Origin of the sequence: Aureisphaera galaxeae, assembly GCF_028561275.1 — a bacterium.
GTDB classification, from domain to species: domain Bacteria; phylum Bacteroidota; class Bacteroidia; order Flavobacteriales; family Flavobacteriaceae; genus Aureisphaera; species Aureisphaera galaxeae.
Window position 1 is genome coordinate 286,770 of record NZ_JAQQTF010000019.1, and the last position, 14,305, is coordinate 301,074.

Sequence of the window (14,305 nt, forward strand, 5' to 3'; positions counted from 1 at the left end):
TCTTTTTTTATTGCACAATTAATTTTTCGGTGGCCAATGGTTTTCCGTTTTCGAAAAGGGAAATGAAATAGATACCACTGTTGTAATTCAAAACATCCAGGTATAAATGGTTTTTGGGTGAGGAAACAGATCGTTCCGCTACTGTTTTACCTGCGATATCCACGATTTTGTATTCGGTAATCATGCGATCCTGCGTTCTAATAACTACTTGTTCATGTGCTGGATTCGGCACCACAGTCATACTCACAGCTTCGAAAGATTCGTTGCTTAGTGTCGCATCGTAAGCATCCTGTAAGGCATCTATAGGTTCGAAAACAGTCGAGGTAACCCAAACGTTTAAATCCAACGACAGATTTCCATAGCTACTATCCGTATCCGATGGATCAGCTACCCTAAGGAAAGCGGACAAGGAACTCACTCCGTCACTAAGGCATCGCTCATCTGCTCCCGGTCTTTTGGCACCTTGCAGGGAAGCCATTAGCTTATCGGCCAGGGTTCCTTCCGTATTCAAAAAGGCTGTTTCCATATCGTTAACGACATCTTGAGAAATAAGAATATTACCAGCAATCGCATAGTTAGGACCTGCGATATGGATAAATTCCTCAAAGCAATTTTCACCCGTGTAGGCGGCGCTTCTAGGATTTCCCGAATTCAGGTCCACAATATTGTATTGACGTGTCGTAGGATTGTTACTTACGTCATTGGCAATTAACCAATCTATAATTTCCTCTGGGGAATCTCCAGCTTCCATACGGGCACGGGCATTCGCTTGGTTTACAGGGCTCCAAAAAGACTGGGTGTGAATGGCACCAACGCCTAAAACAATGTCGCTAATGGCTAAAGCTCCATCTTCGAAAGCCAAACAGGTGGCGCCTGCACTTCCAATTTCACCCGTATCGGGATCCACGGCTACGATAGAAAAGGTGTGTTGAGCGGTTGCTAGCGCAACTGAAAACAGTAATGCTAAAAGTAAGTATGGCTTTTTCATCTCATGGTTTTTGGTCTTATAAAGATACAAAATACCAGGGGTGGAAACTACCGTAATGAGTATTTAGTGAGATAAGAAAGAGAACCTATTACTTCCACTTAATATTGCAGCCAATACTAGGCTTTTGGTCTTTTCGTTGCGGACTATTGTTAAGAATGTTGTCAATAGCCTCTCTAAGATCCCTACCGTTCACAGGGATACTATTTCCCGGTCGGGAGTTGTCCAATTGACCGCGATAGACCAGTTTATGTTCAGCGTCGAATAGATAAAAATCTGGAGTGCAAGCAGCGTCATAGGCTTTGGCGACTTCTTGTGTTTCATCGTATAGATATGGGAAAGGATAGCTGTTATCCCTTGCTACTTCCCACATTTTATCGGGAGCGTCCTGCGGGTATTTTTCCACATCATTACTGCTAATGGCTACGAATCCAAATCCAGTTACACGATAGTCGTTGGCTACGCGAACGATTTCTTCATTCACATGAATTACAAAAGGGCAGTGGTTGCAAATAAACATCACAACGGTTCCTTTTTTACCGGCAATGTCATGGAAGGTAAAAGTATCTCCACTCACGGAGTCTACCAAGGAAAAGTCGGGCGCTTGCGTTCCCAATGGAAGCATATTGGATTCAGTTCTTGCCATAGTAATTCGAAATTAAAAAATTGATCTTCACGAATGTACAACATAGGTCGCAAATGGTATATTTTGGTTACATTTTTTAAGAAGTACGACCCTTAAGAATCTCATAATTTTCTTAATTAAGACAATTAAGTACCCTAATTAGTTATATTTGATGCTATTATACCTAATAAATCAAAAAAACTAACAAATGAAAAAGATTACTTTTCTTTTATTATTGACCCCATTATTCTGCTTTGGGCAGATTGAGTTGAAAGGGGTTTTGACCTCCGGTAACTCGGGTACCGATGTCTGGGAATACATAGATGATGCCACTGGAAATGTATATGCCATTGTTGGGGGTAACGGGATGTCTGTAGTAGATGTAACCGATCCTACCAACCCTACTCAAATAGCACATTTAACCAGTGTTCCTGGTTTCGATGTTAAAGTATGGCAAAACTATGCGTATTGTGGTACTTCGGGAGGAGGTACTGCTGCGGTGGTAGATTTAACAGATCCTGCCAATCCTGTACAAGTAGGAGGCTTCCCATCTCCTCATAACATTCATATCGACGAAAGAGGATACATGTATAACTCTTCGCCGGGAGTAAGAATCTACGACCTAAATCCAGATCCTACCAATCCTACCTTCTTAACACAAGTAGGTAGCGAAGGGCATGATGTTACGGTACGTGGAAATATCATGATCGACTGTCACGGATTCGCTGGAACTTTTATTTATGATGTAACCGATCCAGCAAGTCCTACCTTGATTACGGCGATCGATGATTCTACCATCACCTATCACCACCAAGGGGATATTTCTACCGATGGAAACTATGTGTACATCTGTGATGAGCTAGGAAACCATCCGCAAGCCGACATTTCTGTTTGGGATATTTCGACTCCAACCAATCCGGTTCGTGTAAGTGATGTAGCCGATGCTACGGCAACTCCACACAATCTATACGTAATCGATGATTTCGCCTATACTTCATACTATTCTGCTGGATTTAAGGTATTCGATATTTCAGATCCTTCTGTACTAAACTTGGCAGATGCGTATGATACCAGTTCATCTTCAGGGGAAGGCTTCTCTGGAGCCTTTGGAGTATATCCATCTCCAGAAACTGGAAATATCTATATCAACGATGGTAGTGGGGTATATGTATTTGGATTTGGAGATGTAGCCAGCGTTGAAGACCTAAAAAACAGTCCATTTTCTATCTATCCAAATCCCGCTCAAGGTGCAGTTAACCTTTCCAGTGAAGGTGAGCCTATAGAAAATGTAAAAGTTTTCTCAATGCTAGGAAAGCAAGTTATGGATGTAAATATGACTTCGGTACAGGACTACCGTTTGAATATCGCTGCGCTAAAGACTGGAGTTTACTTTGTGAAAGTTAATGATCATAAAGCACAAAAATTATTAGTGAAGTAATAGCAACTTCATGCAAAAGAAAAGCCTTTCGTTTCCGAAAGGCTTTTTTTATTATACTTCACTGTCCATAACATCCGTCACCACATAATACCGTGGGTCGTCCACGTTATTCTGTATGATGGTTTCAAACTCCGGATTCCATTTAAGCAATAGATGTTTACAATCCGGGCTTAAATGGGTAAGGGTTACTTTCTTACCCTCCGCTATGTATTTGTTGGCAATATTTCGAAGCGCTTCCACACCCGAATGATCACTTACTTTAGATTCTATAAAATCGATCTCTACGTTATCTGGATCGTTCTTTACATCGAACTTGCTATTAAACGTCTGGGTAGATCCAAAAAACAAAGGTCCCCAAATTTCATATACCTTGGTTCCGTCTTCTTTTAGGCGCTTACGCGCACGAATTCTAGTGGCATTCTTCCAGGCAAAAGTCAATGCACTCATAATTACCCCAGCAATTACCGCAATTGCTAAGTCCTGCCAAACGGTAATGGCCGAAACAGCAATTAGAACAAAGGCATCGCTTTTCGGGATTTTATGAAGAATCCGGAAACTACTCCAAGCAAAGGTTCCAATCACTACCATAAACATCACACCCACTAAGGCAGCGATAGGAATCTGCTCGATAAGGGGTGCTCCAAACAGCACAAAACAAAGTAGACCTATAGCCGCAATGGTTCCTGAAAGACGTCCACGTCCCCCAGAATTGATATTAATGATCGATTGCCCGATCATGGCACAACCTCCCATACCTCCAAAAAGTCCATTGATGATGTTCGCCCCTCCTTGGGCTACACATTCACGATTTCCACTTCCACGGGTTTCTGTCATTTCATCGATGAGGTTAAGTGTCATCAAGGACTCAATAAGTCCAATGGCGGCTAATATTCCCGCATAGGATAGCACTTCCCAGATATGTCCGCTCATGGTATGGAATAAGGTAAAGATCTGATCCTGAAATGTAGGAAGCCCTCCTTGTAAGCCTTGACCTCCACCGTCGCGAATAAAGGAACCTACTGTGCTTACATCAATTTTTCCGAAGATGGCAATCGCAGCCACAACTACAATAGCTGTTAAGGCAGCTGGAACTTTCTTAGTCAACTTGGGCAATAGAAACATGATTGCCATGGTAAGTCCCACGAGGCCTAGCATGAGCCAAAGGGAAGCACCTTGCATCCATTGCATTTCACCGTTTACTTTTTCTTTGAATAACCCGAGCTGGGAGAGAAAGATCACAATGGCCAGCCCGTTTACAAATCCCATCATTACAGGGTGAGGAATGAGTCTCACAAATTTTCCCAGGCGTAGTACCCCAGCCAGAATCTGAATTCCACCCACAATGAGCAGCGTTATGAATAACCACTGTAGCCCTAAATTTTCAACGGGTTGGGCCAGTTCCATTCCTACTTCATTTCCTTTTTTGATTAAGTGAACCATCACTACCGCCATGGCTCCTGTGGCACCGCTAATCATTCCTGGGCGTCCTCCAAATAGGGCGGTAATAATCCCCATCATAAAAGCTCCGTAGAGTCCTACAAGCGGATCGATCCCTGCAACAAAGGCAAAGGCAACAGCTTCAGGTACAAGGGCTAGGGCAACAGTAAGCCCGGATAAGATGTCATTCTTTGGGTTCTGGGTAAAGTTCTTGATGGTCTTTTGTAACATAGCGCCAAATTAAAGGGCGCAAAGATAGTTTTTTGGAAGGGATTTTAGATGAGGACAAGGTTATTTCTTATACCATTCGGAATTTTCATAATCACCCCTTCTCGAAGCCACCTCACGATTCTTCATAATAAGATGGTTTCTGTCCACTTTTTTGCTTCTATACCCCAATAAATGAAAGAAGTCCTTTGTGAAAAAACGTGCTAACTTAAGGTTTACAATGAGCGAATCTTTCCGTTCCGATTTCCAACGTACCCCAGGCAAAAGGGTTAAATACCTGTCGAAACCCATTTTGCGAAGAAAGGCCGAAAGACGAAGGAATACCTTTGGAATCGTACGAATAATAAAAAAACCGTCAGTACCCTGACTTTGGTATAAAGGCATAAATATATGCCCACTTTGAGGCGCATGTACTTTTTCACCCTGGTAGTTGGCCAATTCTTGCCCTTTCCTAATCTTCTGAAAATTCACATAGCCAGGATTCATTGTAAAGTCATGTCCCCGCGGTAGGCCGAAATGATCGAAAATCTCGTAAAAAGAAGGACTAAAAGGAGTGTTTTTGGCCAATACCTGCAGATAATGATGATAGTCGATATCTTCTCTTGAAACCGATTGGGTAAATACCAAACTTAAATACGAAAATGCAAGGTGATTTTCTACCGAAGCTTTGTTGTCATGTTGCCCCCCTTCAAACCCAAACGCCACATAACCCAATTCGTTCACATAGCTAAGAATGGGCCCTTCCAGATATTCTTCTATACCCAAAATAATGGGAACGGGGTATTGAGAAGTGAATTTTCGATTCAGCAGATTGTCGTTTACCGTAATAAAAGGAAGTGTCTCGCTGGACGTGGTATGTAAATCGAAAAAATAATAGGGACCTGTTTCAGATTCCAATATAGTCTCGAAACACCGATATAGATCCACTTGTTCCTCCCTGTCCATATTCAATGGAGTGCCATTGGAATTCAAAAATTGCTTCACTTGATCGAAAGACCATAAACGATTTAGGTCCTCTTTTTCAAATCTTTTTCCATTTCGAAGGGCTCCAAGATTTCCAGCTATGGCATAAATACTTCCTCGCACTGAAATCTGTTTTGATTTCAATTCATCCATAAGCTGATGCAGCGCAAAGACACCGGCCGGTTCATTGCCATGGATTCCTCCAAGAAATACAATGGTAGGACCAGGAAGCGATCCCTTTACCTTGCCAATAACGCGCTGTACTTCTATAGAACGGTCCAGCGGTTTACTATACAGTTGCACCATGGTCAAATTGAATTACATCCTTTATGGTTATGATACCCACCAATTCTTTTTCGCGTACTACGGGAAGGCAACCAAATTCATTTTGTTTCATGATTCCAATGGCTTCAGAAATTGGAGTTTCCGGGACAACGGTTGTCACATTTTTTTCCATGATTTCTTCCACGGTTTTTAGGGAGTTTTCGGCGGGTTCGGCCTCGTGTCTTTTCATATGGGTCCAAGTGAGTATGCCCGAAATTTCATTGTCCTGATTTTTTACGGGGACATGATGTATGTTTTTCCATTGCATGATACGGACTGCAAGATTGGCCAGATCGTTCTCTTGCACCGTGAATAATTGGGTAGACATGATGTGCCCTACCAGATGGGAAGATTTGGCCAAATCGTTTTCTATAGGTACGCTAGGCCAATCATTGACGGGCTTTCCACTTTCTTGATTCTGGTACAAAGCTTTGGTCAACATTCTAAGGGCATCGTCTTTCTTCATTATTTGATTGAGTTTACGGTAGTTGGTAATGATCCATTGTGAGCCTGTTATTCCTCGCGCCCGATTCTCAATAATTCTCAGGTATTTTTGAATACTACCCTTATCAATCCCCATCTTTTCCAAACCTTGGTAGGCGATGGGCAAAAGTTCAATAAGAATAAGGTCTTTCACCGAAATGGGCCTTCCCATCCAACTTAATACCGAATACTTTCCGGTTCTAGCAGCTTTTATAAAATTTGCCTTAGCCTCCCTAAAATCCATAACCGAAGGCATATCATCAAACTTTTTGGGACGTCCCATCATTAGTCCTACCCAAAAAGCAAACGTCGCCATCTCGTCCAAAGTCGTAGGGCCCGAAGGGATGTGCCTATTTTCTATCCGGATATGCGGTTTACCACCACCTACACCATAACAGGGTCTGTTCCATTTATAAATGGTTCCATTGTGAATGTTTAGTGCATGAAGCTTCGGGATATGACCATTTTTGATCATTTCCAAAGAATTGGTTTCAATTTCACGGGAAAGTATTACCTCGTGTTGTGCCACATCGTTTTTAAAGATTTCCGCAATGGAGCCCTTTTCCCAATCCGTTCCGAATGAAACACGGGCTTGTTGGTTTTTCAGGGCATAGGAGGAATGCCTCGTGTCTATACTTTGCTGAAACAGAGCCACACGGGTCTCATGCCATAGCTCTCTGCCCAATAATAATGGGGAGTTGGTACTAATCCCCAAAATGGGTCCTGAGATGGCCTGCGCCCAATTAAAGCTTGAAATGAAATCATGGGGAGGCACCTGCAAGTGCATCTGAAAACTTGTGTTGCAAGCTTCAAACAACACAGAGTCGTGAATTAAGGTAAGATCGTCCACTCCCTTAATATGGAGCGTAAAATCATCCCCTCGCAGCTCTTTCAGCATATCGTTCAGTGCCCAATAACGCTGATGTGGGGTCATATAGTGGAACTCCAATTCCTTCTTACTTATGGTAGGTAGAATCCCCGTAAGTAACACCTTTGCATCGTATTCCTTTGCCGCTTCGGCGGCCTTTTGGAGCAGGTTTTTTAATTGACTTTCAACCTTTTCAAAACAATCCCCTTTCAGTTCTATAGGATCTAGGTTGATTTCCAAGTTAAAAAGGGCCAGTTCGGTTGTGAAGTGAGGATCGTTAATGGCACTTAATATTTCCTCCGCCTTATTGGAAGGTCGCCAATGTCTGGTAACCAAACAGAATTCTTGTTCGGAACCAATACGGACAATATCATCTTCAATCAGTCCCTTTTCCAACATCAGTTCCAGCGCATCAATATCGCTTAGAAGATGTTTAATAAATTCCGCGCGGCCTTTATCGTGAAGGCCTGTCTTTACTTTTTGTTCTCCCATAATAGTGCATCATGCTTACTATGGGAAAAAGATATGGGTATTACGAAACCCAAAATATGACAAAAAGCAGTTTTCGGATGGTACGTTCGAATCTAAACGGGAAGTCTATTTTAAACAGCGGTCTATGGTTTTTCTGAAAATATTAATTCTAATACGCATATTGAGAAGAATGTCATCCAATATCTTTTGGTATAAGTTTTCATCGAACACCTCCAAAACCTTATCCGTAGGTTTTAGCGGTAATTGCCCTACAGAAGCATAGCTGGAATCGCCTTGTTGATGATCGAAATGGGTGTATGCATAATCAATGCTGTCCTCATGCATCGTGTATTTTATTTGATACTGGATATTACCAGTGGATTCACCATTATAGGTATACCAGTACTCCCAAGCGCCTTGAGCGAAGGTTTCCCCTCCGGTTGCACTTGAGTCCTCCCGTACCTCGATCCCGATGGACGCTGGAATGGTGTTGGTGCAATCGAGTATTTCACTTTTGCTTGCCGAAGTGTTTTTAATGGGAATACTTCCCTTCACTTCAAGGTAGCCTAATTCGTCTTCCGAGAACTCGATGGCTTGCATAATTTTGCGTTTTGCAAAAGCATTTTCTTCAGAAATGCTAATCATTTCGCTAAAGAGATACCACTTTTCTTCGAAGGGATATGCATAGAAGGTAAAGTGCTTAAATTTATCGTGAGGTATAGCGGCATGAACACCAACCACTTTGGGTAATTCCTTGGATTCTGGAACAGCAACTTTCTCAAACTTCAGGTTTTCCAATCGAAGATCGAATATATCCAGTTTGTTAACTTGGTTGAAATAGGGGATCGCGTACATGAGCGGAATGGCCTCTTTATATCGAGCTTTAACACTTTCTATATCTGCTGTGCTTTGTTTTTGAGCTTCTTCTGGAAGGGTTTCCTTATAGGCCTCGGCAACCTCCATAAAACCTTCCGCAGGTAGAACCAAGGAATACAGTTTCAGACTGTCCCTGGACATAAACGCCTTGCTTAACGCTTCTCCCAACTCTTGAATGGAATTCGATTGGGCATGTAAAGGAATGATGATGAAAAAAAGAATAATCGCTACAAAGCTTCTCATTTATATAGTCGAATTATTGGTTTTCGTAAAATAGTGCAACTCACGCTCTAGCTCATATTTCAGTTTTTTAACCGAACGACGCATCATAAATCGGAAAAGAACCAAGAAGATAACCGCGTGAAAGACGATAAAGGGTAACGCAATGAGGGCAGGCCTAAGGGTGTCATCGGCTGCCGAAAGGATGATCATGGCAATGATGCCCAAAGCATAGAAGACGAAAAGCATATAGTGCGAGAATCTGATAACACCCCTGAATGCTGTAAGTTCCATTGAGACTGAAATACCGTTCATGGTTTCTTTGAATTTGCCATGGGCAACAGCAAGTCCTTGATTGGGAGAAAACATACGTCTAAGTCGTTTTATTTTGAATTCATTGCCCCATAATTTCCCCTTCAGTTCTTTTTGCGTAGAAGTAAAGGGTTCAAAAAAATCCGACATTGTGCTGATTTCGCCTATAAGAACATTACGGTGAAAACCTTCAACGAAATCATCGCGAGTTATTGGTAATTCTACCTCAAGAGTATCTCTGGGAATCCAGCTTTTTAGACTCATCTACAGTGTATTACATTTCGTCCCCAAAAAATATCGCATTCATCAACAATTTGTTGGTGCCATACCAAAACGCTCGGAAGTTAGTGTTATCGGTAAAATAAATGACTTTTCCCCTTCCTTTACGCCCTGTTTTAAAGGCGGAGGTATTTGCTAATTCCTCCAAGTTTCCTTTCGAAATATATCCACTTAAAAGGGGAGTGGCAGTATACAAAACAGGGTTGTCATAACTCTGAGCTTCGGCTTCCAAGAAAATGGTGCTGTTCCTAAAAATAGGAAGGCGATCATTTTTATAACCAAAGGCTACAGGATGGGAACGATCCAATTTAGTTTCGAAAATAGCACCTCCTATGACCTTGGCACCAAAATAATTTCCGCGATTTTCAAAAGAAATGTTCTTTGCGGTATCCTTTACACTTTTGAACTTCATTTTTAGCAGCTCATTGCTGTTAAACCATCTTCCGGCGTTTTTATAACCGATAAGTGTACCTCCTTTTTGTACCCAAGTCTTGAGTTTTTCGGCATCTTCTTTATCCAAAGCACTTCCCCAACTATTGGGTAAAATAATATCGGTATATCGGCTTAAATCGGTACTTCCAAAACTCTGGGTGTCGAGTTTGGTGATGTGCATGCCATAGCGCGTATCGAACAAATGCCAAATTTCACCCGCGTCATAAGGATTAATTCCTTCGCCCACCACTAGGGCAACTTTTGGTTGTTCCAAAGCCCTAAATTGGCTACTTCCTAAGTCGATTCCCTCGGTTAAACCCGTATTAACTGCAGTGACGGTTACTCCTGTTTCTGAAGCAACGCTATTTAGGAAGGTCCCCAATTCGGAAGCATTCAATTCCTGATTTTGTACGGGAATTAAAATCGTTCCATAGTCGTAGTCCTTTCCATTTAAGTTGAATTGCTTCATTCCTACCTTAGCGCGAAGCCCTTTCCCTAGAATTTTGTTCAAAGCCTTAGGACTATAGTACTCATGCCATTCCATGAGATAGGCATATTGAGAAGTGCTTACCGCCGGAGCTTTGGGCATGGCTAGATTTGTAACCGCATCCCCAGCTCGCGAAATAGCTACTTCTTCATAGTCCAGGTTAAATGCCAATGGGAAGGTCCAAGCACTCACATCATAAAAGAGACTGTCTTGGAAGGAAGTTCGTTTTTCGAACATGGCATTTATCAAACGATGTTGTTTCTGGTTTTTCGGAACGATATAGGCATGTCCCTTTTTATAGTTTTTTCCATTGGAAGTGAAATCACTTTTCAATTCATGGAATTGAATCTTATGTCGATTCAATATTTCTGCCAAATGATAGGTTTTGGCAGCATCCTTTTCATCCCCAAACACAATAGCTCCGCCTTGAGAGGCTTCCCTTCGCGCGTTGGCATAAAAGGTTCTTTGGTAATTGAGCAATTCTTCCCGCATGTTAACGGCAGCTTCCAAAGTGGACAGGGCGGCTGTAAACTGATTCCGAATGGTAAATGGGAACGTAAGTATGCCATTATCGCTTTCTTGAGCATGTCCACGGGATGAAGCCTGTTCGAACAATATCCCAATAGCGCCATTGATGTCCGGGAAGGTAGATCCTTTACCGTAGTAGAAATCGTCGAAACTTTCTTCGGTATAATAGAAGCTCCCTAATTTATTGAATGCATTCGCATGAAATTGTGCAATCATCCCAGTTAGATCCTGATTGCGCTGAGGCGTTAGGGGATGGGTTCGTGACGGAATCCCTGGTTGAAAAAAGAATGTAGCATTGGTTCCCATTTCATGATGATCTGTTAGAATGTTGGGATACCACTGATGGAAACTGGCAATTCGTGCACGACTTTCGGGCAACTGCACAGGAAGCCAATCCCGGTTCATGTCGAACCAATAATGATTGGTACGCCCACCCGGCCAAACCTCGTCGTATTCCCGATCATTGGGGTCTGGATTAACATTCTTGCTTTTATGAATATTGGCCCAATAGGCAAATCGCTGCAATCCGTCAGGATTCATAGAAGGATCCAAAAGGATAATGGTATTGTTGAGTAATTCGTCAATTTTAGACCCTTGGGCGGCGGCCAAATAATAGGCGGCAGCCAAGGCAGCATTGGATCCGCTGGATTCGTTACCGTGAATGGAGAAGCCTTGATAGACTACCACTGGCATTGTGGCCGTATTAAGCCCTGCTGAGTTGCCTTCCGTTAAGCTTACATGTTCTTGTCTAATACGATCCAAATTTGCCAAATTGGAAGGGGACGAAATAGTAAGCAGCCATAAAGGTCGCCCCTCGAAGGTGGTTCCCCGATTTTCGATGTTGATACGATCACTGGCTTCTGCCAATGCTACCATGTATTGGGAGAGCTTATCGTGGGTAATATGCCAATCGCCCACTTCATGCCCAATAACCGACTTGGGTGTAGGGATGCTCGGGTTGTACAATACGTCGTTTGGTAGATAATAATCAAGGTTAACTTGATAGTCTTGGGCGAAAATTACAGAGGTCACCAAGAACAATAATAGATAGGCTTGTTTCATCATAGGAAAATGTAAGGATTTAAATATAAAAAAACCGCTTCAATTTTTTGAAGCGGTTTCCATATTTTAAGAGTATTTAGCCATTAAATATCGTCAAAATCGATATCGGTGAAACTGGAGGTTTCTGTAGTTTCTTGTGCCGCTACGGCTTCACCATTCTGCTCTTCTCTTTTGTAATCACTCTGATGACGTTCGCTGATAACTTCTTCACCTTTCTCGTCAATGATGTATTGGATCATTTCGTTAAGGTTGTCCCTGAAGTCCACAAAATCTTCTTTGTACAAATAAATTTTGTGCTTTTTGTAATGAAAAGAACCGTCATCATTGGTAAACTTCTTACTTTCTGTAATCGTTAAGTAATAGTCGCCGGCCTTGGTTTCACGTACATCAAAAAAGTAGGTACGTCTCCCAGCTCGCATTACTTTTGAATATATTTCTTCTTTCTCCATCATTTGACTGTCTCTAAATGGTTAATTTTTTGTAAACGTAGAGCCAAAAATCTAAAAAAAAACCTAATCGGCAAAAGGAAAGACTACATTTCTTTTTCCTGAAGTTGCTTGTTATAAAGCTCTTTGTAGTAGCCATTGGTGTTTATAAGCTCAGCATGAGAGCCTTGTTGGATGATTTTTCCTTCTTCCAGAACAATGATCTTATCAGCGTTTTTGGCGGATGAAACCCTGTGACTTACAATGAAAGTAGTACAGTTTTTGGACACTTTCTGAAGGTTTTGTAGGATTTCTTCTTCGGTTTCGGTGTCTACTGCGCTTAGGCAATCATCCAATAGTAATACTTTCGGATCTTTTATAATAGCCCTTGCTATAGAAACCCGTTGTTTTTGCCCACCACTCAAGGTAATACCGCGTTCTCCCAATACGGTTTCGTAGCCATTTGTGAAATTGACGATGTTGGCATGCACCGCTGCGTTCTTGGCCGCTTCGATTACCATGTCGTCTGTGGCTTCCCGATTTCCGAATTTAATGTTGTTTCTAATTGTATCGCTGAACAAGAAGGCATCCTGGGGTACATAGCCCATACTGCTTCGCAGATCGTCCAAGTGCACATCCTTGGCCACATGCCCATCAAGGGTGTAGGATCCTTCCTCAATATCATACAGTCTAGAAATTAGTTCTAATATGGTGGACTTACCAGATCCCGTATTCCCCACAATCGCCAAGGTTTCTCCTGGGGAAACGGTAAAAGAGACCCCTTTAAGTGCCTGTATGCCTGTATCGGGATAAGTGAAACTCACATTGTTGAATTGAATTGCACCTTCCACATCTATACGCTGTGTGGCGGTATTGGTAATATCCGGTTCAACTTTTAAGAATTCATTGATCCTTTTCTGAGACGCCTCGGCCTGTTGCACCATAGAAGATACCCATCCTACAATGGCTACCGGCCAAGTAAGCATGTTCACGTAGATAAGGAACTCTACGATGGTACCGAATTCAATTTTCCCTTCGATAAACTGATTTCCCCCCACATATACCACCAAGAGATTACTTGCTCCAATAAGCAGTATCATTAAAGGGAAGAACAAGGCCTGCACCTTAGTTAGGTCAATGTTTTTTTGCTTGCTTCCATTGGCCAACTCTTCAAAATCGATCTGTGTTCTGCCTTCAATTCCGTAGGCTTTAATCACCGAGATACCACTAAAACTCTCTTGTGTGAATGTGGTGAGTTTGGCCAAATACTGCTGTACGATCGTACTTCTTTTGTGAATGGCAATGCTCAGTTTGTATATACTGATAGATAAAATAGGAAGGGGGGCAATGGCGTATAACGTAAGTAGGGGTGCCGTGTATATCATATAACTAATGGCAACCACAAAAAGCGTTACCGTGGTGGTACTGTACATAAGTGCCGGTCCAGCATACATTCGCACCTTTCCTACATCTTCGCTTATGCGGCTCATGAGGTCGCCCGTTCGGTTATTCTTGTAAAAGTTTAGGGAGAGTTTTTGGTACTGCTCGAAAACGACATTTTTAAGGTCATATTCAATATAACGGGACACCACAATGATGGTCTGGCGCATGAGGAATGTAAAGAATCCCGAAAGGAGTGCCGCACCCACAATGAGAAGGATGTTCTCCAGTAGCATTCCGTTTAGCGTTTCTTGGGTTATTTCCCCACTGAATTTCATCCGAACCGCATCCATAGAATCCCCGATTTTGGCCGGAACCACGATCCGGAAGATGGTGGCAATGGCCGTAATTACCAATCCCAACAGCAAGCGCCATTTGTATTTTAGGAAAAACTGATTGAGGAAACGAAGTTCTTTCATAAAC

General features: G+C 42.3%; 11 protein-coding genes. 1 reads left to right on the top strand and 10 read right to left on the bottom strand.

Annotated features, from left to right (window positions below):
- Positions 1 to 7: 7 nt before the first annotated feature.
- Together POV27_RS19895 and POV27_RS19900 are read right to left on the bottom strand one after the other, a co-directional pair.
- Positions 8 to 988: a DUF1028 domain-containing protein gene (locus POV27_RS19895; RefSeq protein WP_272864553.1), complete on the bottom strand. Its 981-nt coding sequence runs from the start codon at positions 986 to 988 to the stop codon at positions 8 to 10.
- 88 nt (positions 989 to 1,076) lie between these two features.
- On the bottom strand, positions 1,077 to 1,631 hold the full coding sequence (locus POV27_RS19900; RefSeq protein WP_272864554.1) for a thioredoxin family protein: 555 nt from the start codon (positions 1,629 to 1,631) through the stop codon (positions 1,077 to 1,079).
- Positions 1,632 to 1,818: 187 nt separating this feature from the next.
- Between POV27_RS19900 and POV27_RS19905 the strand changes: the two genes are divergently transcribed.
- Entirely contained in the window at positions 1,819 to 3,048 is a 1,230-nt protein-coding gene (locus tag POV27_RS19905; RefSeq protein WP_272864555.1) for a choice-of-anchor B family protein, read from the top strand.
- Positions 3,049 to 3,099: 51 nt separating this feature from the next.
- Here POV27_RS19905 and POV27_RS19910 read toward each other — a convergent pair whose 3' ends face one another.
- The 8 genes from POV27_RS19910 to POV27_RS19945 all read right to left on the bottom strand — a co-directional run bounded on the left by POV27_RS19910 (position 3,100) and on the right by POV27_RS19945 (position 14,301).
- Positions 3,100 to 4,716 carry a SulP family inorganic anion transporter gene (locus tag POV27_RS19910; RefSeq protein WP_272864556.1) on the bottom strand — a complete coding sequence of 539 codons (1,617 nt, stop codon included), beginning with the start codon at positions 4,714 to 4,716 and terminating at the stop codon, positions 3,100 to 3,102.
- 60 nt (positions 4,717 to 4,776) lie between these two features.
- Positions 4,777 to 5,982: a succinylglutamate desuccinylase/aspartoacylase family protein gene (locus tag POV27_RS19915; RefSeq protein ID WP_272864557.1), complete on the bottom strand. Its 1,206-nt coding sequence runs from the start codon at positions 5,980 to 5,982 to the stop codon at positions 4,777 to 4,779.
- Positions 5,966 to 7,843 carry a CBS domain-containing protein gene (locus POV27_RS19920; RefSeq protein ID WP_272864558.1) on the bottom strand — a complete coding sequence of 626 codons (1,878 nt, stop codon included), beginning with the start codon at positions 7,841 to 7,843 and terminating at the stop codon, positions 5,966 to 5,968. The genes POV27_RS19915 and POV27_RS19920 overlap by 17 nt, the downstream gene beginning before the upstream one ends.
- 105 nt (positions 7,844 to 7,948) lie before the next feature.
- Positions 7,949 to 8,941 carry a hypothetical protein gene (locus POV27_RS19925; protein WP_272864559.1) on the bottom strand — a complete coding sequence of 331 codons (993 nt, stop codon included), beginning with the start codon at positions 8,939 to 8,941 and terminating at the stop codon, positions 7,949 to 7,951.
- The gene (locus POV27_RS19930; protein WP_272864560.1) at positions 8,942 to 9,379 is read right to left on the bottom strand and encodes a hypothetical protein; all 438 of its coding nucleotides are present in this window, start codon (positions 9,377 to 9,379) and stop codon (positions 8,942 to 8,944) included.
- A gap of 124 nt (positions 9,380 to 9,503) precedes the next feature.
- A complete protein-coding gene (locus tag POV27_RS19935) occupies positions 9,504 to 12,017 on the bottom strand; it encodes a M14 family metallopeptidase (protein WP_272864637.1) in 2,514 nt (837 codons plus the stop codon).
- Positions 12,018 to 12,100: 83 nt separating this feature from the next.
- Positions 12,101 to 12,469, bottom strand: coding sequence for a PUR family DNA/RNA-binding protein (locus POV27_RS19940; protein ID WP_272864561.1), 369 nt, complete (start codon positions 12,467 to 12,469; stop codon positions 12,101 to 12,103).
- Between the two features lie 80 nt (positions 12,470 to 12,549).
- Complete coding sequence (locus tag POV27_RS19945; protein WP_272864562.1) at positions 12,550 to 14,301, bottom strand: ABC transporter ATP-binding protein; 1,752 nt, start codon at positions 14,299 to 14,301, stop codon at positions 12,550 to 12,552.
- Between the last annotated feature and the right edge of the window lie 4 nt (positions 14,302 to 14,305).